This window comes from Scytonema sp. UIC 10036 (assembly GCF_009725235.1).
Window position 1 is genome coordinate 16,572 of sequence record NZ_WJFC01000021.1, and the last position, 22,111, is coordinate 38,682.

The following is a 22,111-nucleotide window of genomic DNA, read 5'->3' on the forward strand; positions in this document are numbered from 1 at the left end:
TATACACCCTTTTGCAGTGAGCGACCTAATACACAAGTTATTACCTCTACTCAGACCTCTAATGGAGAATGAGTACCAGCGTCAAGGATATTTAAGGAGGGCGTTAGGGATGAATACGCCCGTGTTAAACCGTCTGTGCTGGAATTTACCCGTTGATGCGTTTATCGGGGATATGTACGTGAAACTGGTAGAATTTGGGGAAATTTCTCCAGGGAAACCAGCAATTTGTGCATTACTAAAGGTGATACGTGAGGAGGTGGGCGTTGATGTCCAAGCTATTATCGACACACTGATTGTAGAATTTCTACCACCAGCAGAAACTCTAACTATTTCTACACCGCCGCATTTACTCTTTGATTTACTGCTACAAATGGACTTTAAGCAGCAGGTGCGGTTAGTGGAAGATGTATTGGAACAACATCGAACAGCTGCATTCCTTGTTCACGGGGAACCTGACTGTGGGCAGGAATTACTGGTGACTCGTTTATTTCGGGTAAAATCAGGATGGAAGAATAACTCTCCCATTAAAAACGATGTGACCAACAATGCGGCTTATCGCAGTACTGAACGCTTGTGGAAACAACTCGCTCGTTCGTTTTTACTCCCACTAGATACTAAACCAGAACAAATTATTGATAGAATTTGCGATCGCTGGCAGACTCAAGATGTCATTTTCATCTTTGAAAAAGTTGACTGTATGCCGTCAAAAGTTCTCGTAAGTTGGCTTCAGGAGTTTTGGGAACCGCTAGTAGACAGAGGAAAGTTCAATCCACCACTGAAAGATACACATTTATTAATGTTCTTAGTGGATAATTGTGGTAATGTTTGTCAGTCACAAGTCATGCTGGCAAAGCAATTTGATGAACCGGAGTATCCTCGAATTCCCCTGTACTTGCCACCTGTTAGTCCGTTTCCAACCGATGTCCTACAAGATTGGCTAAGCGATATGAAGGTATTTCGCGATTTACAGATACCTACTAATTTAACTTATCAGCGAATATGGGAAAATTCTGATAACGGCATTCCTCAATTTGTCTATGAAGAAATTTGCACGCACTTTGATTTAAGTTGGGAAGGAGATTTGGCGAAATGGCTGATTTAGCAAGCGTACTCACCGCCAATGGCAAGCAGTATTATACTGGCAAGCCAATTTCACCCCAAGAGTGTCAAAAGTACGGGCTTTCTCCTTACTTACCATCACCAGAACTTATCAAAGCCGTTAATCTTGCTATTTTCTTAGAAAAACGTCCCTTGTTGCTTAAAGGTGAGCCTGGATGCGGTAAAACAAGTTTGGCGCAAGCAGTGGCTTACGAATTGGGCTTACCCTATGAAGCTTGGTATATTAAATCTACCACTAGGGCGAGGGATGGACTTTACACCTATGATGCTGTTGGTCGTTTGCACGATGCTCAACTTGCTCGCGTGGGGGAAGCAAGCAATTCTAAAGTCGGGAATTTGGACAATTACATCAAATTGGGACCCCTAGGACGTGCGTTTAAAAATCAACAACGCACTGTGGTGCTGATTGATGAAATTGATAAAGCTGATATTGACTTTCCTAACGATCTATTGCGAGAGTTGGATGAGCAGCAGTTTACCATTGAAGAAAAGGGGGAAGAAGTCAAAGCAAATTACCCTCCCATTGTCTTTGTCACTAGCAATGATGAAAAGGATTTACCTGATGCTTTTCTGCGGCGTTGTTTGTTTTATTATATTCAGTTTCCCTATTCACAGTTAGATAATATTGTCAAGTCTCACTTCCCCGAATCTTCGTCTGAATTAGTGGAAGCTGCGGTAAACCGTTTTACCGAACTACGGCAGAAAATGGAGAAGGGGAAAGCTGGTAAAAAAGTGAGTACCAGTGAGTTGCTTGATTGGTTTGCAGTGTTGCGGCAATTTCCTCAAGATGAGGTGTTAAAGCAGCTGCACGGAGAAATTCCTTTTCCGGAAGTTTTACTAAAAAAATGGGAAGACCATCTGCGGTATTTAAAGTATGAAGCTTGAAGAACTACCACTACTCGATATTTTTAACAGCCTACGACAGCGACATGGTTTGCCGTTGGGGGTTGAAGAATATCTGGCGGTTTTGCGTAGTTTAAAAGCAGGTTTTGGTATCAGTAATTGCCAGGAATTAGAGCAGCTTTGCTGTATATTATGGGCAAAGTCTGAGGAAGAAAATCGCCTAATTCGACGATTGTTTGAGCAGATGTGGCGACATTCTCCGGTGGAGTTAGAGAAATCAGAAATAAGCATACAACATAGTACTTCCAATTTATCCATAGATAAGCAGTTATCAGTTGATAAAGAATTAAAAACACTTGGTATAACCTCCGAAGCAGTGCAAGCAGTGCAAGCAGTGCGGAGTAGTCGCCGAGATAAAGAACTCAAGCGCCCCCGCTACATACTTTTAACAGAGTATTTCCCCGTTACCAAACGACAAATGAAGCAATGCTGGCGTTACCTGCGTCGTTCGGTGCGTCAAGGACTACCTACACAGTTAGATGTTGAGGCGACGGTGGCAAGAATTGGGCGTGATGGCATTTTACTACAACCTGTGATGGTGTCACCTCGTAGCAATCGTACAGATTTGATGTTGCTAATTGACCAGGAAGGCTCGATGGTGCCGTTTCACAATTTATCGCGGCAATTGGTGGAAACGGCACAACGGGGAGGACGGTTGAGAACAACAAATGTATTTTATTTTCATGACTACCCTGATGAATACTTGTATCGTCATCCTGCCATGCTTGATGCCAAGCTTGTGTCTAAGGCGTTTGAGGACGTTGGAGAACGAGCGGTGGTACTGATTGTCAGCGATGCAGGCGCAGCACGGGGAAACTTTGACCAAGAGCGGGTTGATAGCACTAAGGCGTGGATTGAGCAATTACAGCAGTCAGTGCGTTATTTTGCTTGGCTCAACCCGATGCCTAGTGAATCTTGGCGGCAAACTACAGCTGGTGAAATAGCTAGTTTTGTACCAATGTTTGAGATGAGTCCGCAGGGGATGAATGCAGCAATTAGTGTACTGCGAGGTCGATATATCGCTAGGGAGGTGATGTATTCATGGTTGATGTGACCGCAAATATTAACCAAACTCGTGCAAGAAGAATTGCCCAACGACGAATTGAAGGGTTTGCTCAGCAGTTTGGGGAAGTATACTGCAATTTGGCTCGTCACGCTTCATTTCCCTTGGTGCTCACACCCGACTTGCTTTACCAAATTTGGGCAAACTTTGTCCCCGAAGCCCCTTGGATAGCGGTTGCTCATGTCTTGCTATCTCGTTTATGCCGTCAGGTAGGTTATGAGATGTATGAGATGGATATTGCTGACCGGGATTTGTTATTGCGGGAACTGAAGGAGCAATTTGGGCAGGAAAGATTTGATGAATTGGGGCAGTTTTTGCTAGATTACGTGGCGCAGCAACTAACTGATGATGACACAGATACGCAAGATTTGCGGGAGGCTCAGGAGTGGACAGCCTTGGCGTATACTAAGCCGGATGAGGCAGCGCAGGAGTTGGCGCAGAGATTAAGTGAGAGGGTGAAGCGGAAGGATATGGGTGAGGTATTACGCTTAGTATCTTTGGTGGAGTCTTTTGCAGAACCGCTAATAGAAGCTGGGTTTGAACCATTACTAGTTTATAGTCGCGGAATGAAGAGTTTTGCGAGTGATGAATTAGATAGAGCGGAAGAGCAACTTCGTAAACTGCTTAAACAGGGACATAGAGTAGAAGTTGCTGGTGTAAGTTTAGAAATCCCATCAGCCACTCCTCAGCAAATAAATACTGCATCATTAAAATTTTTGCCCTGCTCCTTCTATCGAAGGACAATAAATCCAGAGGCAGACAAAATTTTTCAAGCAGGTCAAGAGTTTTATCAAGTTGATCCTAACAACTTGGAGGCGAAAATTCGCAGTTTTTGGTCGGCAACTCAATTAACTATGATCATCGATCGTGAGGACTTTGAAGGTATAAGACGTGAAATGTATGGTCACTACAATGGCAACGCGCTAGCAAATCGAATAGGAATGACTGATACTGAATTTCTTAACGACATCAGAGTCCAGTTTGAGGTTAATCAGAAGCTAGAGTTTACTCTATTATTTTGTCAGGGTAATCCCAAATACAAGATTCCTGCTAACATTTCCTATCTCGATATTGGAGTAAGAGTAGGAACCCAAAAAATCTTTTCCCACGAACATGAGCTATTGTACGATATAGCTGTTAGTATTGCCGAATCCCCAGCCAATCTAAGAACAGAAGCTTTTACTCTAATATTTGAAGCTGGTAAATACTATGATCTGAAATCCTTTTTCGATGAAAATGGAGTTCCGAAGGTAGGATTAATTAGTAACCCCTTACCTCCGTTACCATTAAATTGCAAGTACAATTTTTATTTACGGAGTACACAGACCAATTATTGGCAATTTATTGGTGAATTGTCTCAACCGCAAAGCTATACAGAATACCCTTGCCAATATCTCGTTACTCTTCTTGAACCTACAGGTATTCTACAGATTCATTTAGGTCAGGTTCCATATTGGACATCGGATAGTCAAGAATGTCTCAAGCATGAAGGATGCGTTTTTCGTACTATACTCGAAAAGCAATTTGGATAAGCGATTTTGCGTCATGTTTTAAACGTTGAGCTAGTTCATCTGAAATTTGAATCGTTAATTCTGCCCGAAGCGAACGCTTCCAAGCGTGCTACTCGGCTTGTCTTTATATGCCAATTATAGCTATTACAGCAAATCTAACGCTCTCGCTCTTTCAGACGTTGAGCAAGTAGACAGTCCTCAAAGCTCAACGCTTCTTCATCTAGAAAACTGGAGATTGCCATTTCAATTGTAGCTTCGAGGGAACATTCAAGTTCAGCAGACTTTTTCAAAAGTGCAGCTTTGATATAATCGGGGAGGTCGTTGACAAGCAAAGAGATCGCTTCTGGAGTCATGTGTTGAGTCGTGAAGGTTTGATTCATAATTCTTTAAGGATTTTGACGTTGTACGGGGGATGCTCCCGCTTGGAGATAATGGGTTTTAATTCATATAGTAACCCTGGTTTTTGCCACTGGTTTATCGTGACGAAGGCAATCCTTTTATCGCAGTCGCAATCTCTGCAATAAGGGGTTGATACTGAGGACTTGAGAAGGGGCGAAAATTATTTCTGCAATCCACGCTCATTTTACACAGCAGGCGAAACTGGAGCGGAGTTGGAGATTTATTGACACGCTCTACCCGCACACATTCGTTAGAATTTTGTCGAAGCCACTCAAAAACTTCTGCTTGCAAATATTGCGGACAGTAACCGACAATGTAGTGGTCTTCGGTGTTGAAAATTAAAGCTTGAGAATCGTAGGGATTTTGAAATTCGCTTTGTAACCATAACTTTTCCCCAGGCTCAAGTCGATCGATCCGCTCAATCGCTTTGCTTGACAAATGTCGCAACCCATGCAAGAAAAAATAAAGATGGTACTGTCCTTGTTCATTAACTTCTGGATAAGGAAAAACGGCGAGTGTATCTGTTTCTCGTTCCCCACCACTGCGGGCTAAAATTGCAATTGGGTCATTTTGATTATTCGGAATATTAAGCCATTCAATAAAACTTGAATAATCAGGACGCTTACGCGACATCACCCGATTAGCAAACACTGGAAATAACTGAGTTGATGTATAAATTTCATCTAAGCGCGGAAATGAAGACAAAGGTTTAAAAGCACATTTCTCTTCAGCTTCTTTTACACCTTGCGTGTAGACAAATTGATAGACACCCCCATCAAATGTTAACCGACCAATAGGGAACCAATAGTGACTAATGGAATCTTGCCAAGCTAAAAATAGGGTTTTTGGTGTTTTCAAGGTAATGTTTCCCTCAAAGTAAGTAACCTGTGACAGTTTATTTCAAGAATAGCTTGGGCAAAACGACTCGCATCGGGGGAGATGCGCGAGCGGTTAATCCGATGAAAAATATCTAATATATCTACTTTCGAGATATTTTCAAGTCGCGCCAACCATACACAAGCGGCTTCGGGATAGTGATGAGCAACGAGTGAAAGCGCTAACTCAAATGAGTAACGCTAGCATACCGTAACTAAGAGCCGTTCAGTATCAGAAGCCGCCATACATACATTTTATCTGGCGAGCAAATCCCCCCTGCTATCCAGAATGTTTATTTCTAAGCTCATCTATGAGTTGTGCTTATCCTAATTCAAATGGAAATATCTTCTAAGTATTGATAATTATGTCCTTTGTTATCAGGTTTTACAGGTGAAGAAGTATTTTGCTTTTGTAGAATTAAGTCAGCCCAGTTATTAAGACTTCTATCAGATATCCAATGTTCAAATTCGTGTAAAGAACGTACAATTGGTGGAATACTCAATCCCATACAAGAGCAATAATCACTTTGCCTTATCATTTCCTCTAATATTTCTGATGATACAATGTTGTCATAGAAAGTCATAATAAGAGGAATTACTGGCTTATCCTTAATATTGAGGGCTTTTACTGTTGCGGCGACTTGCTCGGATGCAGAGTGGATACGACACCACAGTTCAGCAACTCCATCGGGGTGAAAGTACGCGCTTGTATCGAGATACATAATACTGTTTTTACATTCTACTACTATATATGCATTAGAAAGTTTAATCAGAAAGTCAGCGCGTTTATCCGAACGTTTCTCAGGATTGTGAACCTCAGAAATCTTTTCAAAAGAGTTAGGAGCTATGGATGGAAAAAGTATATTTTCAAGATAATCCTCAAAGGAATCACTTAAAATGTTTCCTAGTTCTCTCTTGCCCCATTTTTTGAGAACTAGATCTTCAATTTGATTCCAACATGATTCAGTAAAAGAAAAAGGATCGGGCAAATAAAATTTCTCTTTCTCAAATTCAATCAAGGGGATTTCTAGGAAAATATTATAAAAAAAAGGATTATAATATTCAGATACTCGGTCGAGATTTTCTTTAACTTTACAGCGGAATGAAGTGTTAGATTCTAAATGAAATGGCGCACTATTCTGCTTAATAAACAACTTTAAATTCTCCAGAGTTATGCCCATTTTTTGAAGCTCATTATCAATAACAGGAAATTGAGAAAAGTCACACACTCCCAGGCTTTTAGGATGCAGCTTAAATAAGGCTAAACAACCCAAAAATTGCCTAAAGTAGATTTGTGGGCTTAATCCTGTAGATTTTACAAAATCTTCTGAAAAATTTTTACCAGAGTGTTTTTCTAACAAATTAATAAATTTAATTGTTCGTTTAATGCGAGAAAATTGTTTTCCAAAACCTGCATTTTGGAAGGCTGTTTGGCGTTGTAAAAACAAACCAACCATATGTTTGCGAATTACTGCAACATCAAAAATATCACTAAGTTTTAATGACCAATTCCGAACTTTTTTTGCATTTTCGTTCTCCCAATTGCGAATAGAAAAAAATAGAGTTTCTGCCTCTTTATCAAGAATATGTGGGTATGCAATAGTATGTTTCTCCCAACTAAAATAAACATTAATCAAATTCTGAAAATCTTGAAAATTAATATTCTTGCGTCGATAGGGATTGCCTGCACTAGCAAGTAACATTATACGGATAGTGTAATTACGTTTAGCATTATCTTGTACCCAAATTAATGGATCTGAGTATTGAGTTTCTGATATTTGCCAGCATATCTTAGTTCCTAGAGCCAAAATCGAATTTGAATTATATGCACGAATTGAATTTTGTAGTTCAGTAAAGTCATTGAATTTCATTTTATTCTGATAATTCTTATACATTTTCATATATAGGTTAACTTATACTTAGGGGGAAAAATCTTAATGGCTAGAGTGCTCATATAGTAAAGCTTTCAGCTAAGTGTGTAACTTTCTGTACAGTGGCTCATTTCAACCCGTTGAGCGATCGCTCCCAAGCGTGCTACCCGGCTTGTCTTTTATTCCAATTATAGCTTTGTCACGACTCTTCGGTGCTGTTCAAAACCTTCACAAACTCTCCCCACCCACAACAAGCAAAATCTGACCTCTCATAAAACTGAGAATAACCTCTCACTGGCGAATAAATTGATAACCCTTTAACACGCTCAAATTTCACCCCTGAAGTCACATTTGCCAAAATTAACTGCGGTTCAACTTCAAGAATTATCAAATCCATCACTTCATCTATAACCTGGGTTAATTCTGTACTCTCCCCTGCATATTTATCCCTTAACATCTTCAAAAAATCATACAAATCTACAAAGTCCCGATAAGCTGGGTACAGCTTGCGCTTCGCGATAAGCCGGGTACGGCTTGCGCCAAGGGCGATCGCGAAAACGCACTGCCTTACGTTGAGCATGATACAATGCATTCTCAGTATAAATATCTGACTCCGCCAGCAATTGACGCAAAACATTTGCCAATCTTCCCAACGCCTCAACCAACTTCTCAACTCCCTTCAAATTGGTCGCTGATTGGGTAATCTGAGCTACACTACCACGCGATTCTCCTCCGTAGTAGCGCCCGTATTCCCGTACAATTAACTTTGCCAACGTCTCTGCTGTTATTTCTGGATTGGCAGTTAAATTCTGTAAAATTGCCGTGTAAGGATAACCTGATAGGGGTTCTACTTCTTGGGATGCAACCATGTAATTGGCGTTTGCTCGCAGTTGATACGCGACTTCTACCATACCCATTAAACAAGCATCCATACCAATTAAGCTAACTTTTTTACCTGTAATCGCTTCGGCTTCTTGAAAAGCTTGCTGAAGTTTGGCATTATCTAGGAAATCTAAAGATGAATCGTCAAATGCGATCGCTCTTGACTCTTCATCTTCCAGTTGCAGCACTTCCACTATGGAAGACAGGAAAAAGGCACTCTGTAACTGAGGACTGCGTGTAAAAGAGCGCACTTCATCTTCACTCGCCCTCACTTGAACACCACGATTTCGCGCAACCGCATAGTTTTCCGCCGGATAATTCTCAATTCCCCAAACAATAAAGTCGCGTAATGCACGGGGATCGCCTGTATTCTGCTCTGGAATGTTCTCGATTTGCCTCGGTTCAAGAGAAGGGCGGATGTAAATACGGTAAGTGTGTTCGCGGTTGGAAAGAGTATCAAACTGCACTAGCACGGTTACTTCTGGAGTGGAGCCAACTGCTTCCATTTCAGCAATATCCTGATAACCTTGCTCCTCCATCGCAGCCATCAAGCGTTTACCTTGAAGCTGCTCGAACACTTTACCATTATCCCCTGCCATGTAGACCATCAAAGTCCAGTGACGATTTGTTTGAGTCATGTTGCGATCGTTCTGCGTTTAGTATTCTTTTTCTACAAATCCATCACTGTTATATCCATAAATTCCGCAAACTATAAGGTCATAATTCTGCTTTTGAGTTCGGCTAGTAGTTCCTCTGCTTGGTTAACATTGCGATCGCTAATAGCTAATTGCAAGTCTCCCAACCTTTCCAACAGTACGCGATCGGATGTCTTATCGTTATTAATGACACGTTGCAATCGGGCGATCTCTTCTTCTACTTGAAAAATCCGATTGGTGACAGTATCTTCATCTTGATGCACTCTCGCTTCTTCAAGTTTCTGGTCTACCTCTTGCTGAGTCAAGCGATAAAAACGGTCAAAAGTCTTCTCTACAGGTTGTCCTTCGGTACTCGTATCTTGCGCCAGCACGTGGAGAATCCCATCATGGTCAACTTTAAACATACAGTTAACCCTAACTTCTCCACCGGGACGGACTGTGGCTAAGTTGAGAACGACTTCACCAATAAATTCATTATCTGCTGCAATTGGTCGCTCTCCTTGATAAATACGGAAGCGTATACTCTCTTGTCCATCGCGCTGGGTGGTAAAGGCTTGCGGTCCCTTGCGCCACTTGGTCACTGGTATAGCTTCATTGGCGCGAATGATGACATCCATTTTGCCATTCGCTAACTCAATTCCTAAAGACAAGGGTGTCACGTCCCATAATTTCACCTCTTCGCGAAGATAGCCGCATAACCTTCCCCCTAAAACAGCTGCTCCTCTAGCAACGGCTTCATCTGGGTTTATTGAGTCGTTAATTTTCCAACCGTAGCGATGCGAGAGTGCTTCCTTGATAGCTGGTAATCTGGTTTGTCCCCCAACTAATAATACTTGGTCGATGTCAGTTGGTTGCAACTTAGCTTCTTTCAAAGTAGCATCGCAAATGTCTAAAGTGCGTTGAATAAAAGGTTGCACGAGTTTTTCTAACTCAGTACGAGTTAACGTTGCTTCTAATCCCAAGGACTTATTTTCTACGATGAAAAGATTTGGAATCATAATTTGATATTCTGTGGTTTGGGTAAGAGCGATTTTGGCAACTTCTGCTGTTTTTCGTAACTGCGATCGCAACTTACTGTCTTCTGCAACAGGTAAATTTACATTATGCTGCTGCTGAAACTTTTCCTTCATCCAACCCACAATGCAAGAGTCGAAATCATCCCCACCCAAGTGAGTATCGCCACTGGTAGCTTTGACACGAAACAAACCTTTTTCAATCCGCAGAATTGATAGATCGAACGTCCCACCACCTAGATCGTACACCGCTACTGTTTGAGGTTCTGTACCCAAACCAAATGCCAAAGCCGCAGCAGTTGGTTCATTAATTATCCGGGGAACCCGCAACCCAGCTAATTCTCCTGCTTCCTTGGTAGCCTGACGCTGGGATTCGCTGAAATAAGCAGGGACAGTGATGACAGCTTGAGTAATTTTTTTACCCAAACTTGCTTCAGCATCTTCCTTAAGCTTACGCAGAACATGGGCGGAAATTTGCGATGGTGAGAAAATTTCTTCCCCAACACGGATACTCACCTTACCCTGCTGCACTTGGGCGATCTCATAGGTAACTTGGGTTTGGTCAATGCGTACCCGTTCGTCACGAAAAGTACAACCCATGAAACGCTTTACGGAGTAGATGACTTGACTGGGGTGACTGGTGATGAAATCTAACGCCGATTTACCGACAATGGGTTGATTGGTTTTGGTATCAATCATGACCACAGAAGGAGTGAGGCGATCGCCTTCCAAGTTTGACAAAACTCTGACTCCTCCTGTATCTGACTCCCAGATCGCAATAGCTGAATTGGTTGTCCCTAAATCAATCCCCAGGATATCTACTTCACTCATCGGCTCACATGATGCTCAAATTCAAGCTTGTTTGCTGAAATTCATGCTTATTCTAACATTTACAAAAATATAAATGTTATAGCAGTCCTCAATCATTTGTAAAATCCTCTCTTTCTTAACCTCTGTGTCCTCTGCGCCTCCGTGGTTCCTGAAAAAATTTTCATGATTTAAATAGGATTGCTATAGAATAAGTTTAATAGGAGTTATATAGGAGTCTTATTTGATTTATAAAATTATAAACCGCAAAGACGCAAAGAGCACGAAGAAAAGAGGAATTTTACAAATGATTTAGGATTGCTATAAAATGTCTAAAATAAAAAATTAATTGTATAACAATGCCAGCCATCGTTAAATTACAACTCTCCTTAGAAGCTTTAGCGGAAGTCATATCTTCCCTTAACTTAGAAGAAAAACGTCAACTTCAAGAGATAATTGACAAACAAATTTTTGAAGCTGAAGAAGCGCTGTATGAAGATGATGCACCAAACAGGCAGAAATTCAAGCAGTTCGCGCTCTCGTATGCAGTTGGTGAGTACATGACTATGGAATTTAAAATATAAAGAAAAAGTCATGAAAGTTCGTGAGGTACTCAAGCGATTAGAAGCGGATGGATGGTATGAAGCGAGAATGCGAGGAAGTCATCGAGTCCTGAAGCACCCCCAAAAATCCGGTATCGTTGTTGTACCGGGGAATTTTTCTGATGAAGTTGCCATTGGAACTCTCAAAAGTATCTGGAAACAAGCGCAAATGGAGTCCGAATTATGAAAGAATATGTTGTCATTTTTGAATGGGCTGGCAGTAACTATTCAGCTTATGTTCCAGATTTGCCTGGTTGTATTTCTACAGGGAAAACCCTTGAGGAAACAGAAAGCAATATTAAAGAAGCCATTGAGCTTTATATTGATACTCTCCTTTGAAGATGGTCAAACTATTCCAGAACCATCCCTTAAGGCGAAGGCAATTTCTGTTGCAGTGCCAATGAACTTATGAGCACTAAGAGCGGTTTGAAGAGATGATTTTTTCTTTCGGTTCAATGGATATTGAACGCCGTCTGGTTCCAATACTACGATGGTTTTCGATAGTCAAGATGCCAGTTAATAGCTATAACAACTCAAACCGCATGGTGTACCCACCCATAACTGAGTCTCCCCAACATTCTCTTTACTTATAGTAAGCGCTATAACTCGATTTGCAGCTAAACCGCTATTGTGAATATTAAATTCATTTACCAAGTTCCAATTATTCCCTTGATGAACAACACGAAATAAACCTTTATCGGTCCCAACCCACAAACTATTGGTGTTACCATCCCAAGCTAAAGCCGTAATTGTGCGGTTCTCAAGATTAGTTACAGCCTCCCAACAATCAACCTTACCCACATACAACCCAAGACTTGTGCCTATCCATACCAGTTCCGACTCATTGTGAAAAATTGCTAGCAGCGATCGCACATCAGCACTACCCAAATGACCGCTAATTGCAGTCAGTTTCTTAGTATCAGTTGTGTAAACCAACAATCCTGTAGAAGTTCCCAGCCACACGCGATCTTTAACTCCTTGAGTAACAGCTTGCAACCACCCGCGCACGGGTAGTTCTTGCGTTGAAATCACTTTTACCCAATCAGAATTATTGTAATGATATGCACCATCTAGCCCAACAGCCCACAACTGAGAATCAAGCCCTGTAGTGAGTGCCAAAATCGGTTCGGAAATATTGGGTGCGGTTTCCAATTCTGCTTTTTCTCTCAAGGAATGTAAACCGCTAGACCAACTGGCAACCCAAATATTTTCTTGGTTCTGACTGGTGGCGATAAGCTGGGTACAGCTTGCGCCAAGGGCGATAAGCTGGGTACAGCTTGCGCTAAGAGCGATCGCACGGATATCCTGGGTAGCAAGTTGCCCATAACGCCGCCAACTTTCTGTTAATAAGTCATAACGAAACAAACCGCGTGCTGTACCAATCCATAAAATAGAACGGTCTGTCAATTGCTGGACTGAAAGCGCTTGCACTAAATGACTGAAGGTAGGTGGAGACTTGTCACCCGAAGCCAACCCAATGACATCAGGAGGGGTATCTGTTAAGTACAAGCGTGTCTCTTTATTCTCACCTCGCAACAGTCCATCATGAGTACCAATCCATACTTTATTATCGCCACCTGCTACCAAGCTGGTAATGGGAGCATTAAATCGCTTTTCTCCCAAAGGTGTCCAACCCGTTTCTGTTGCTAAACCGACTTGTCCGCCGCAAGCTGCCCAAACTCCTTCAGGATGGGAAGCTAAGACAGTAACTTCACTTAAACATGTAGTATCAATTTTTTGAGAAGTATTAGTTGTTAAGTCAATGCGTATCAGTCCTCGAAAAGTTCCCAACCATAAATTTTTGTCCTGACGAGCTAGTGTTAAGATATCTGGTTGCACGCTGTCGGTAGTACGCACCCAACAAGAATTTTTGTAATTATAAACACCTTGAGCATTGCACAGCCAAATGTCGTTTTCATTTGCAATCGCCATTGCTCTTGGAGGAAAACCAGCAGGAGGTAGCTCAATAGCAGGTTTACGTTCTGGACTGTTGATAGCATAGATACCGCTAGCAGTTCCTGCCCAAAGCTTACCAGTAGAGTCCACCGTTAAACAACTGACCTTCACTTCTCCCAAGAAGCTATAAAGTCGCCAAATGTCATTTTTTAGATAGTAAATGCCAAAATGCTCGTGAGCCGCCCAAACTTGACCTGCACTATCCACTGCAACTGCCAACACTGAGTTACCTGGCAACCCATGTTCGCTAGCATATCTAACAAATTGGTTTGCTTCCAACTTCCAGTGCAGGACTCCTCCCCCTGTCGCTAACCATAAATCTCCCCGCGCTGAGTCAAAAGCTAAAGAGCGAACATGACGTTGACTCGCCAAATTACTCCACTCTAAAAAAGCTTTGTCCCTCGTTTGTTCCTGTTGCGGTGCAGCATCAGCTACGGGGATGGGTAAATCCTCAACCCCAAGTGGAACTGGTAAATCGAGTTGGTAGTCTTTGCTGCTCATAATTTATTGGTGCTGGTGATTCGCTCCCACTCCTCCTTTAATTTGTCTAACTCAGCAAGTAATTCATAATTTTGGTCTTGCTGTTGTTCGACGCATTGATTGAGAAAAGTGCGCCAGTGTTCTTGACCTTTTTGCTGTTGCTGCCAAAGTCCGTAACGTGCATCTTTGTACAAACGTTCTGTTGCTTGGTTCAAAGAAAGCATCTGTCGGTTTAACGCTCCTTCCCAAATCTTCAGACGTTGATACTGCTGTGTCAAGTTTTCTTGGGAGTTCCGAGTTGTCCAAACAACTCCCCAAGGCAATTCTTCCAAAATATCAGCTAAACTGGCTGTGCAATCGCTGCATAAACCCTGGAGATTTGCCAGTAACTCAGCATCTTCATCGTTAACATCAGGGTCGAGTACCCGAAAAATATGCTCTAATAGCATATCTTTATCAACCGCTTCCGGGTCTTGTAAGCTAGATTCTGTTATTCCTTCTTCCCTGTAGAGAAAATTGTCGTTTCCTGCATCCTGCTGTTGTGTATCGTCTTCGACGTGGGTGAAGCGTTCAATTTGGGTGCGAAGAGAGGCAATTTCTGCTTGCAAGCGCATTGAGTGACGGCGTAATGCACCGACTACGGCTTGGAATTCGTTGTAAGCTTCAGCGAGATTTGCTGACATTGGTGTCATTGTTTCCCGTGCGATCGTGATTCCTTGGCGCAGTTGTTGCAGTTGCGTGAGTAAATTGTCCACATCTGCTTGGGTAATGTTTGATGTAGATGCAGGGTTTGTCATGAGGCGACACCTACTGTAGCAAGGGGTTGAGTTAATCGGTAGTAAGCAGGACTATAAAGACCATAAGCAAGACCTAAAGGGTTATTGTACTCCTCTATAAAATATTTGCGGGTAGCTTGCAATGCTTCCCCGATTGTCATTTGTTTTTCGATGAAAAAAGTATAAAATTGTTGAGCGAAAGCTGCTGCAAAACGGTCTGGTACCGGACAAGCGGTGGCTATGACTGCTTCTGCACCCCGTTTAATAAACATTTGAGGTAAGTTAAAAGTTTTGCGTAATGCATCAGTTCCTCCTGCTGACTGACAGGCATTAAGGAATACTAAAGGTTGGCACTGGAATTGTTTATCTTCTTTGACTAAAATAAAAGCTATTGTTCCTAACTGAATAACTAAAGGTTCTCCTTCTTGTCCTTCATCCTTTAACATAGAAAATAGCAGAGTATCAACTTCTAGTTGTTCTGAGAGACAGTGACAGGCAAAATGTAGAATGTTATGGTTAGCTTCTATGAAATAATCCAGTAGGTTTTCTCCACTTTCAATCCCCGTTAACTTACCTACTGCTGAAAGAAGAGAGCAACGGCTATTTTGTAAACTGCGAATGAGTTTTTGAATTTGCAGCCATTCATTTTTATGCGCTTCTCGCAATCCATGATGCAGACAAAACATCATATCTAATGGTGTGGTTCTTTCTGCCAAAAATCGAGAGATATCTTTTTCGGGAGTCAGAATTCTAGCAGGGGTGTAGCGCAATCCCCAAAACATTTCTGGATTAGCTTCTTGATAATTATCTCCTGCATACAAGACTTCCCAAGGAAAAAGGACTCGTTCTGATATAAAAGTGGGTGCAGGGGTTTCACTACCCATCATTTTACAACGACCTTCGATAATTTGACGAGAGCGTTCGTCTTCAAAAAATCTCCGGTAAGCAGCTAAACCCCACTTTGCCAGTTCTTTCATTTCTTTCTGACAAATCTCTGCATCTAACTTGATGCTTTTTACTTGATTAATGGCTTTTTCTAGTCTCCAGAAAGAATCTAAAACCCCGTTCGTAAATCTGAGTAGTTCTTCGTCAGTGGCGCTTTTTTTAAACTGATGCCAATCAATATTATAAGATTCTGTACGGACTAAAATAGGTAAAAAAGATGCCATTGTTTGATGGCGGACGGCGCTACTGATACCACTCATTCTTCCCTCCTGCTCTCAATTTTGAAGGAAAAGGTGAGGCTGTGAATTGGTCGCATCCCATCTGCAAAGTACACTTGAACTAAAGCTGATGGCTCGGTCATTTCTGCAGGTACAACTAGGGTAAACCAGCCTAAATAATCACCTTTATCAGTGCGCGTCATTGTGATGGGCAGTTCTGGAATGATTTGGAGTCCATAGGTTACAATATGAACTTGCAGATTCTCAAAGGCAAGATTTTCTGCCACTTCGATGACTCTATCTTTATGCCAAATAGGACACCCTACCTGGAAGCAAGTTGCAGATTACGGCTTCTGACTGAGCTTTCAAAGCCAATTCCTTAAGGTTGACACTGCTAATAGCTTGTCGAGCCAGCTCAGCACTAAGTAAATCAAACACCTCAATGAGAGTACACTGATTCTGAAAAGCATTTGCTAACGGCAACTCTCTTTGTAAAACTGCTAAAAAATTTTCAGCTGATAGAACTAAACAAATTGTTTCTACAGAAGCAAATGCTGTTTCACAAGGTACTCCCCTTACCAAACCAACCCAACCAAGCATTTCTCCCGGTTGTAGCAACTTCAGCGTCACTGGTTCCTGAAGGTGGGGAACATAACCAATGAGACGGGCTTTCCCCTCGTAGATAATTCCAACACAGGCAGGCATTTTCTCCCGTGTAACAATCGCCTGACCTATCCGATAGCGCAACCACTGACACTGTGTTGACAGTTCTGCTCGTGCTGCTGATGACAACCGATCAAAAGGATAGATGCCAGCAAGAAATTCTTGAATTGTGCTGCTGGTGTAAGTCATGGGGACGTTCTCAATTTGTTGGCTCTACATCCTTACTCGATAACCCGCCGGACTATAAACCCCATAAGCCAATCCCAACGGATTATTAAACTCCTTCAAAAAATACCACCTTGTCGCCCGTAGTGCCTCCCCAATTGTCATAATTTTAACAAATTTCTTCCCAGTTGTTTCATCCTCTACCACCTGTCCCCGCAGAAAAAACTTATAAAATACCTTCGCAAACGCTGCTGCAAACATATCCGGTACAGGACAGGCTGTAGCAATCACCGCTGCTGCACCATGCTGAATAAACACCTTGGGTAAATTGAATGTCCTTCGTAACTCATCCGCACCTCCAGCTGACTGACAAGCATTAAGAAACACCAATGGTTGACAGAGAAATTTCCCCTGTCTCAATAAAAATTTATAAGTTTCCAACTCTAAGACTAAAGCATTTTCTGCAATCTCCTCATCTTTAAATAAAAGAAATCAGCAATTTATCCCCCAGCTTGCTTTCCTTACAATGGCAAGCAAAATGCAGCATATTGTGACTGGCTTTGTAAAGATATTTGAGCAAATCATCGCCCAAGGGGTCGCTGCATTTACCATTGGTCAAGTTGCAGGCTGTTCTCAAGAGGGTAAAGCGATCGCGTGATGTCACCCTAACAACCTTTCAATTTCCGGTCTTTCCTTCCTATGAGCGTGAAGCAACCTGTGATGCAAACAAAACAGCATATCTGAAGGTTGAGCTTGCTCCAAAACATAATCTGCGATATCTTTTTCTGGGTTAAGAATTCGAGCCGGGGTGTAGCGCAGTCCCCAAAACATCTCTGGATTTCCTTTGCCACCTCCATCAACCGATTTTCGTACCATACAGGAGGTGTGCGGCGCAGGCTAACGCGAAAACGGACTGTGCTTTCTCTTCCGATCGCTGTTGTTGAAACTATACTTTAAGAATAATCATCCTCTTCTAACCACTTCCAATTCATGAGCGACGAACAGCGTTTTGAAGTCTATCTCAGCCTCATTAATCAATTATTATCCTGTAATGAAGGCGATGAAACTCGAATTCTACAGGATAATCAAGAATTATTGAATCAGGAATTGATTGAGACAATGATAGCCGTAGCTCAACAATACGGGGAAGCAGGAAGGAAAAATGAGGCACAGTGGTTGATGAATATAGCGCAACAGTTAGCAGAAGCTTTAGGGTTATTAGAAGATGAACCCACAGCAACCACTAAGACCCCTCAAGACTATCTCAAGTTCTTGATGGAAGTATTACAAAAAATCTCTGAAAATCCTAACCCCCAGTTAATTTATCCTTTTTTGGCACAAAATCTGGATAAATTAGATGAAAATCTGATAGTAGTTTTAGATGATTGGGCAAAAAATACTCTATCATCCGTTGCTCCAGAAGAATCTGAATATATTGCTGATGTTATCTTTGATTTTAGTAGCTTAATTGAACAATATTCTCTCGGCAGTATTGCCAATAACTTAGAAATCGCTATTACAGGATATCAAATAGCCTTAAAGATATTAACATTTGACAAATTTCGCCAAGATTGGGCAATATTACAAAGTCATCTCGCTATTGCTTATTCAAAAAGAATTAGAGGAGATAAAGCTGATAATTTAGAACAAGCGATTATCTGTTATCAAGAATCGCTGAAGGTATTAACTTTTGAGGCATTTCCTAATGATTGGGCTAAGATAAAAAGTAATCTTGCTAGTGCTTATTCAAAAAGAATCAGAGGGGATAAAGCTGATAATTTAGAACAAGCGATAGTTTATGAAAAAGAAGCTCTGAAAGTATTGGGTTTTGAGTCATTTCCTCATGATTGGGCAGGCACACTACATAATCTCGGTAATCGTTACTCAAACAGAATTAGAGGGGATAAAGCTGATAATTTAGAACAAGCGATGGTCTGTTATCAAGAAGCATTGAAAGTGATGACTTTTGATGCTTTTCCCCAAGATTGGGCAAATACGCAAAATAGTCTCGCTAATGCTTACTCAGATAGAATTAGAGGGGATAAAGCTGATAATTTAGAACAAGCAATTATCTGTTATGAAGAAGCATTGAAAGTTAGGAATTTTGATACTTTGCCCCAAAATTGGGCAACGACAAAACATAATTTAGCTGTTGCTTACTCAAAGAGAATTAGAGGGAGTAAAGCTGATAATTTAGAGCAAGCGATTATCTGTTATCAAGAAGCATTGAAAGTTAGGACTTTTGATGCTTTTCCCCAAGATTGGGCAAATACGCAAAATAATCTTGCTGTTGCTTACTCAAAGAGAATTAGAGGGGATAAAGCTGATAATTTAGAGCAAGCGATTATCTGTTATCAAGAAGCATTGAAAGTTAGGACTTTTGATGCTTTTCCTCAAGATTGGGCAATAACAAACAATAATCTGGGTGGTTGTTACTGTGAAAGAATTAGAGGGGATAAAGCTGACAATTTAGAACGAGCGATCGTTGCTTACACCGAAGCTCTAAAAGTGAGAAATTTTGATACCTTTCCACAAGATTGGGCAAGTACGCAAGATAATCTTGGTAATGCTTACTTTCTTAGAGTCAGAGGGGATAAAGCTGACAATTTAGAACGAGCGATCGTTGCTTACACTGAAGCTCTAAAAGTGAGAACTTTTGATACCTTCCCACAAGATTGGGCAAGCACACAAAATAATCTCGCTAATGCTTACCTTTTCAGAATTAAAGGGGACAAAGCTAACAATTTAAAGCAAGCGATCGAGTTTTATCAAAATGCTTTAAAAATCCGCACAAAAGAAGATACTCCTTTGGATTGTTTACTAACCGCCCGTAATTTAGGCATCCTATACTACACCGAAAATCAATGGCAACCCGCCACAGAAGCCTATCATCTCGCCATTGAAGCCCTCGAAAATGCCCGAATAGAAGCACTTAATCCCCAAAATCGCCAACAAACCCTCTCTAATGCCATTGATGTCTTTTATGGTATTGTGCAGGCGCATATTAAACTCAATCAACCTGACAAAGCATTAGAATACATTGAACGCAGTAAAGCGAGAAACCTTGTGGAATTGATGACTCAAAAAAATCTCAAACCCCAAGACGTTAGTCAAGCTACGATTGATCAATGGGATAAATTACGTCAAAGGGTAGTTAATGAACAAATCCGCCTCCAAAATCAAAGCATTAACCAAAATACTAGCCGTAATGATAATTTAATGCCTTATGTGACAGATCAAAGTCATCTCAAGGAATATCAACAAGAATTAGATAATTTTATTGATCGGAAAATCACACCATTTGATCCCACTTTCAAACTAACTCAAAAAGTTGAACCCATCTCCTTTAAAGAGATTCAATCCTTAAGTGATATTGAAACTTGTCTTTTACAATTGTATATTACGGGTGAGAAAATATTAACTTTTGTCGTGTCTGATGATACAGAAGTTAAAGTTTGGGAATCTTCAGTAAGCGAATTAAAGTGATACTATTAATAATTATCTACAGCTTTACTACTCCAAAAATGGTAAACAAGAATGGATCAATCAACTTCCTAACCTTTTACAAACCTTTGCAGATAACCTACATATTAACGATATTTTTGATCTCATTCCTAAAACTTGCCAACGCTTAATTATTATTCCTCATCGTTATCTACATATTTTACCAATTCATACATTTCCTTTAAAGAATGGTGAATATTTTTATCAAAATTTTGCTAAAGGTATAGCTTATGCTCCTAGTTGCCAAATTTTAAACCTGGTTAAACAATCATCAAAACAAACAAAACTGTATCGTCTATTTGCTATTAACAATCCTACCAGACAAGACCTAAAACCCCTATTAGGTGCTAATCTGGAAATCGAGAAAATTAAGCAAGGTTTTGAATTAGAGCAAACTGTTATTATCGCTGAAAAAAAAGCATCAGAAAAGATTATTACTCAAAGAAAACAAGAGTTACAATCTGCTCATTGTATTCATTTTTCTTGTCATGGTAAATTTAATCCTGAATCTCCCCTAGATTCCGCTTTATGTTTAGCAGATCCCGAAGGTAATTTAGGAGAATCAGCTAATCTAACCCTAGCCGAAGTATTTGAAAAACTTGACCTTAAACAGTGTCGTTTAGTCACCTTTTCTGCTTGTGAAAGTGGCATGACCGATCCTAACATTATCAGTGATGAATATATCGGTTTACCTAGTGGTTTTCTCTTTGCTGGTAGTTCTAGTGTTGTTAGTACCCTTTGGACAGTCGATCCTCTTGCAACTGCTTTATTTATGTCTAAGTTTTATCATAATTTGCAACGAATATCAAACCTAGAGCAAGGCAGTATTGCTATTACCTTAAATAAAACTCAAAAGTGGTTAAGAACTCTTACCAGTAAAGAATTAGCAAGAATTAAAAATAGTAGAAAATTTGAGCAACTCTTAGATAAAGTCTTTGAAAATAAGAGAGAGCGTCTGAAATTCAAAGACTTATTAGAATCTGCTGTAAAACGTCAACCTTATCCCTTTGAAAATCCCTATTATTGGACAGGATTTATTGCTACAGGGGTTTAAGTTAAGAAGCGGTAGAATTTCGACAAAAATTATCCATTCCTTTCTCTGAAATATAAATAGCAACTGGAGTTGCTAATAGTCCGGCTACTCCGGGAGGACACATAAAACATCCGGCTATAATATCTGTTAAAGGAGGAATAATTGCAGGTAAATATTTTTCCCGTAAAGTTTCATACTTTGGTTGACAAATAGAATCACGACACTGTTTTAAAACAATCACAAACCAACGTAAATCAGCATTATCTTCTACTCCTTCAATTCCGTTACGAGTAGCAAGAGATTCTGCCGCATCTGCTAAATCTCCATCCCATTCCTCAATTACATCTAAAGCAGCGATAGAATTAGGATAATCTGCTAATTGAGCGCGATATTCGGCAATTTTTTCGGAACTAAGTTGAATTAAGTCGTTCATAAACATAATCTTCTTTCTATGAACTAAGGGAGCGATAAAAATTTAGCACATCCTGTCCCCATATTGAGAAAATAGTAGGCTGTGCCAACTACATAGGCTGTTATTCTGGGCGCACTTTCCTCAATAATTAGCTTTCCAAATAAAATAAATGTCTCAAACGGCCAAAACTTTAATCCTCCCTCTGTATAAAACTCGTACCCTTAAAGCTGAGTAGTAGCAGGTGTTAACTATCATACT

The 22,111-nt window shown here is 40.8% G+C and carries 24 protein-coding genes; 10 read left to right on the forward strand and 14 right to left on the reverse strand.

Annotation, left to right across the window (positions count from 1 at the left end):
- Window positions 1-16: 16 nt before the first annotated feature.
- The 4 genes from F7734_RS12320 to F7734_RS12335 are packed head-to-tail and all read left to right on the forward strand — an operon-like array spanning window position 17 to window position 4,617.
- Window positions 17-1,102: an XRE family transcriptional regulator gene (locus tag F7734_RS12320; RefSeq protein ID WP_347566179.1), complete on the forward strand. Its 1,086-nt coding sequence runs from the start codon at window positions 17-19 to the stop codon at window positions 1,100-1,102.
- Window positions 1,090-2,004 (forward strand): MoxR family ATPase, encoded by a 915-nt coding sequence (locus tag F7734_RS12325; RefSeq protein WP_155744940.1) that lies wholly within the window; start codon window positions 1,090-1,092, stop codon window positions 2,002-2,004. The genes F7734_RS12320 and F7734_RS12325 overlap by 13 nt, the downstream gene beginning before the upstream one ends.
- Window positions 1,994-3,076, forward strand: a complete 1,083-nt coding sequence (locus tag F7734_RS12330) for a hypothetical protein (protein WP_155744942.1) — start codon at window positions 1,994-1,996, stop codon at window positions 3,074-3,076. Before F7734_RS12325 ends, F7734_RS12330 begins: the two co-directional genes overlap by 11 nt.
- Entirely contained in the window at window positions 3,064-4,617 is a 1,554-nt protein-coding gene (locus tag F7734_RS12335; RefSeq protein WP_155744944.1) for a hypothetical protein, read from the forward strand. Before F7734_RS12330 ends, F7734_RS12335 begins: the two co-directional genes overlap by 13 nt.
- Window positions 4,618-4,751: 134 nt before the next feature.
- Here F7734_RS12335 and F7734_RS12340 read toward each other — a convergent pair whose 3' ends face one another.
- From F7734_RS12340 to F7734_RS12360, 6 genes are all read right to left on the reverse strand, one after another.
- The gene (locus tag F7734_RS12340; RefSeq protein ID WP_155744946.1) at window positions 4,752-4,976 is read right to left on the reverse strand and encodes a hypothetical protein; all 225 of its coding nucleotides are present in this window, start codon (window positions 4,974-4,976) and stop codon (window positions 4,752-4,754) included.
- A gap of 94 nt (window positions 4,977-5,070) precedes the next feature.
- The gene (locus tag F7734_RS12345) at window positions 5,071-5,853 is read right to left on the reverse strand and encodes an HIRAN domain-containing protein (RefSeq protein WP_155744947.1); all 783 of its coding nucleotides are present in this window, start codon (window positions 5,851-5,853) and stop codon (window positions 5,071-5,073) included.
- A gap of 349 nt (window positions 5,854-6,202) precedes the next feature.
- Window positions 6,203-7,741: a hypothetical protein gene (locus F7734_RS12350; RefSeq protein ID WP_155744949.1), complete on the reverse strand. Its 1,539-nt coding sequence runs from the start codon at window positions 7,739-7,741 to the stop codon at window positions 6,203-6,205.
- A gap of 199 nt (window positions 7,742-7,940) precedes the next feature.
- Entirely contained in the window at window positions 7,941-8,198 is a 258-nt protein-coding gene (locus F7734_RS63375; protein WP_243146840.1) for a hypothetical protein, read from the reverse strand.
- A gap of 10 nt (window positions 8,199-8,208) precedes the next feature.
- Entirely contained in the window at window positions 8,209-9,261 is a 1,053-nt protein-coding gene (locus F7734_RS12355; RefSeq protein WP_243146841.1) for a clostripain-related cysteine peptidase, read from the reverse strand.
- A 71-nt stretch (window positions 9,262-9,332) separates the two neighbouring features.
- Window positions 9,333-11,123, reverse strand: a complete 1,791-nt coding sequence (locus F7734_RS12360) for an Hsp70 family protein (protein WP_155744950.1) — start codon at window positions 11,121-11,123, stop codon at window positions 9,333-9,335.
- 335 nt (window positions 11,124-11,458) lie between these two features.
- Between F7734_RS12360 and F7734_RS12365 the strand changes: the two genes are divergently transcribed.
- The 3 genes from F7734_RS12365 to F7734_RS12375 are packed head-to-tail and all read left to right on the forward strand — an operon-like array spanning window position 11,459 to window position 12,040.
- Complete coding sequence (locus F7734_RS12365) at window positions 11,459-11,683, forward strand: hypothetical protein (protein ID WP_155744952.1); 225 nt, start codon at window positions 11,459-11,461, stop codon at window positions 11,681-11,683.
- A 10-nt stretch (window positions 11,684-11,693) separates the two neighbouring features.
- Window positions 11,694-11,888: a type II toxin-antitoxin system HicA family toxin gene (locus F7734_RS12370; protein WP_155744954.1), complete on the forward strand. Its 195-nt coding sequence runs from the start codon at window positions 11,694-11,696 to the stop codon at window positions 11,886-11,888.
- Window positions 11,885-12,040: a type II toxin-antitoxin system HicB family antitoxin gene (locus F7734_RS12375; protein WP_155744955.1), complete on the forward strand. Its 156-nt coding sequence runs from the start codon at window positions 11,885-11,887 to the stop codon at window positions 12,038-12,040. The genes F7734_RS12370 and F7734_RS12375 overlap by 4 nt, the downstream gene beginning before the upstream one ends.
- Before the next feature lie 177 nt (window positions 12,041-12,217).
- On the opposite strand, the gene F7734_RS12380 is transcribed toward F7734_RS12375, so the two are convergent.
- The 6 genes from F7734_RS12380 to F7734_RS63380 are packed head-to-tail and all read right to left on the reverse strand — an operon-like array spanning window position 12,218 to window position 17,372.
- Entirely contained in the window at window positions 12,218-14,158 is a 1,941-nt protein-coding gene (locus F7734_RS12380; protein ID WP_155744956.1) for a hypothetical protein, read from the reverse strand.
- Entirely contained in the window at window positions 14,155-14,934 is a 780-nt protein-coding gene (locus F7734_RS12385) for a hypothetical protein (protein WP_155744958.1), read from the reverse strand. Before F7734_RS12385 ends, F7734_RS12380 begins: the two co-directional genes overlap by 4 nt.
- Window positions 14,931-16,118 (reverse strand): CHAT domain-containing protein, encoded by a 1,188-nt coding sequence (locus F7734_RS12390; protein ID WP_155744960.1) that lies wholly within the window; start codon window positions 16,116-16,118, stop codon window positions 14,931-14,933. Before F7734_RS12390 ends, F7734_RS12385 begins: the two co-directional genes overlap by 4 nt.
- A complete protein-coding gene (locus tag F7734_RS12395; RefSeq protein WP_155744962.1) occupies window positions 16,115-16,363 on the reverse strand; it encodes a hypothetical protein in 249 nt (82 codons plus the stop codon). The genes F7734_RS12390 and F7734_RS12395 overlap by 4 nt, the downstream gene beginning before the upstream one ends.
- A gap of 16 nt (window positions 16,364-16,379) precedes the next feature.
- Window positions 16,380-16,928, reverse strand: coding sequence for a cyclic nucleotide-binding domain-containing protein (locus F7734_RS12400; protein WP_155744963.1), 549 nt, complete (start codon window positions 16,926-16,928; stop codon window positions 16,380-16,382).
- Window positions 16,929-16,952: 24 nt separating this feature from the next.
- Window positions 16,953-17,372, reverse strand: coding sequence for a CHAT domain-containing protein (locus tag F7734_RS63380; RefSeq protein WP_347566183.1), 420 nt, complete (start codon window positions 17,370-17,372; stop codon window positions 16,953-16,955).
- Between the two features lie 58 nt (window positions 17,373-17,430).
- Between F7734_RS63380 and F7734_RS65225 the strand changes: the two genes are divergently transcribed.
- Window positions 17,431-17,562 (forward strand): hypothetical protein, encoded by a 132-nt coding sequence (locus tag F7734_RS65225; RefSeq protein WP_279239701.1) that lies wholly within the window; start codon window positions 17,431-17,433, stop codon window positions 17,560-17,562.
- 2 nt (window positions 17,563-17,564) lie between these two features.
- Here the strand turns inward: F7734_RS65225 and F7734_RS63385 are convergent, their stop codons facing one another.
- Window positions 17,565-17,780 (reverse strand): hypothetical protein, encoded by a 216-nt coding sequence (locus F7734_RS63385; RefSeq protein ID WP_243146843.1) that lies wholly within the window; start codon window positions 17,778-17,780, stop codon window positions 17,565-17,567.
- Between the two features lie 114 nt (window positions 17,781-17,894).
- On the opposite strand from F7734_RS63385, the gene F7734_RS12410 reads away from it, so the two are divergent.
- Both F7734_RS12410 and F7734_RS61870 read left to right on the forward strand, forming a co-directional pair.
- Window positions 17,895-20,390, forward strand: a complete 2,496-nt coding sequence (locus tag F7734_RS12410; RefSeq protein ID WP_207714083.1) for a tetratricopeptide repeat-containing protein — start codon at window positions 17,895-17,897, stop codon at window positions 20,388-20,390.
- 124 nt (window positions 20,391-20,514) lie between these two features.
- Entirely contained in the window at window positions 20,515-21,462 is a 948-nt protein-coding gene (locus F7734_RS61870; RefSeq protein WP_347566184.1) for a CHAT domain-containing protein, read from the forward strand.
- Between the two features lies 1 nt (window position 21,463).
- Here the strand turns inward: F7734_RS61870 and F7734_RS12415 are convergent, their stop codons facing one another.
- The gene (locus F7734_RS12415) at window positions 21,464-21,874 is read right to left on the reverse strand and encodes a hypothetical protein (protein WP_155744965.1); all 411 of its coding nucleotides are present in this window, start codon (window positions 21,872-21,874) and stop codon (window positions 21,464-21,466) included.
- Window positions 21,875-22,111 lie beyond the last annotated feature (237 nt).

Excerpts from the sequence above, each read along its gene's own strand:
- F7734_RS12325 (WP_155744940.1), top strand. The coding sequence starts at position 1,090 with ATGGCTGATTTAGCAAGCGTACTCACCGCCAATGGCAAGCAGTATTAT.
- F7734_RS12330 (WP_155744942.1), top strand. The coding sequence starts at position 1,994 with ATGAAGCTTGAAGAACTACCACTACTCGATATTTTTAACAGCCTACGA.
- F7734_RS12335 (WP_155744944.1), top strand. The coding sequence starts at position 3,064 with ATGGTTGATGTGACCGCAAATATTAACCAAACTCGTGCAAGAAGAATT.
- F7734_RS12340 (WP_155744946.1), bottom strand. The coding sequence starts at position 4,976 with ATGAATCAAACCTTCACGACTCAACACATGACTCCAGAAGCGATCTCT.
- F7734_RS12350 (WP_155744949.1), bottom strand. The coding sequence starts at position 7,741 with ATGAAATTCAATGACTTTACTGAACTACAAAATTCAATTCGTGCATAT.
- F7734_RS63375 (WP_243146840.1), bottom strand. The coding sequence starts at position 8,198 with ATGTTAAGGGATAAATATGCAGGGGAGAGTACAGAATTAACCCAGGTT.
- F7734_RS12355 (WP_243146841.1), bottom strand. The coding sequence starts at position 9,261 with ATGACTCAAACAAATCGTCACTGGACTTTGATGGTCTACATGGCAGGG.
- F7734_RS12360 (WP_155744950.1), bottom strand. The coding sequence starts at position 11,123 with ATGAGTGAAGTAGATATCCTGGGGATTGATTTAGGGACAACCAATTCA.
- F7734_RS12365 (WP_155744952.1), top strand. The coding sequence starts at position 11,459 with ATGCCAGCCATCGTTAAATTACAACTCTCCTTAGAAGCTTTAGCGGAA.
- F7734_RS12370 (WP_155744954.1), top strand. The coding sequence starts at position 11,694 with ATGAAAGTTCGTGAGGTACTCAAGCGATTAGAAGCGGATGGATGGTAT.
- F7734_RS12375 (WP_155744955.1), top strand. The coding sequence starts at position 11,885 with ATGAAAGAATATGTTGTCATTTTTGAATGGGCTGGCAGTAACTATTCA.
- F7734_RS12380 (WP_155744956.1), bottom strand. The coding sequence starts at position 14,158 with ATGAGCAGCAAAGACTACCAACTCGATTTACCAGTTCCACTTGGGGTT.
- F7734_RS12385 (WP_155744958.1), bottom strand. The coding sequence starts at position 14,934 with ATGACAAACCCTGCATCTACATCAAACATTACCCAAGCAGATGTGGAC.
- F7734_RS12390 (WP_155744960.1), bottom strand. The coding sequence starts at position 16,118 with ATGAGTGGTATCAGTAGCGCCGTCCGCCATCAAACAATGGCATCTTTT.
- F7734_RS12400 (WP_155744963.1), bottom strand. The coding sequence starts at position 16,928 with ATGACTTACACCAGCAGCACAATTCAAGAATTTCTTGCTGGCATCTAT.
- F7734_RS65225 (WP_279239701.1), top strand. The coding sequence starts at position 17,431 with ATGGCAAGCAAAATGCAGCATATTGTGACTGGCTTTGTAAAGATATTT.
- F7734_RS63385 (WP_243146843.1), bottom strand. The coding sequence starts at position 17,780 with ATGGTACGAAAATCGGTTGATGGAGGTGGCAAAGGAAATCCAGAGATG.
- F7734_RS12410 (WP_207714083.1), top strand. The coding sequence starts at position 17,895 with ATGAGCGACGAACAGCGTTTTGAAGTCTATCTCAGCCTCATTAATCAA.
- F7734_RS12415 (WP_155744965.1), bottom strand. The coding sequence starts at position 21,874 with ATGAACGACTTAATTCAACTTAGTTCCGAAAAAATTGCCGAATATCGC.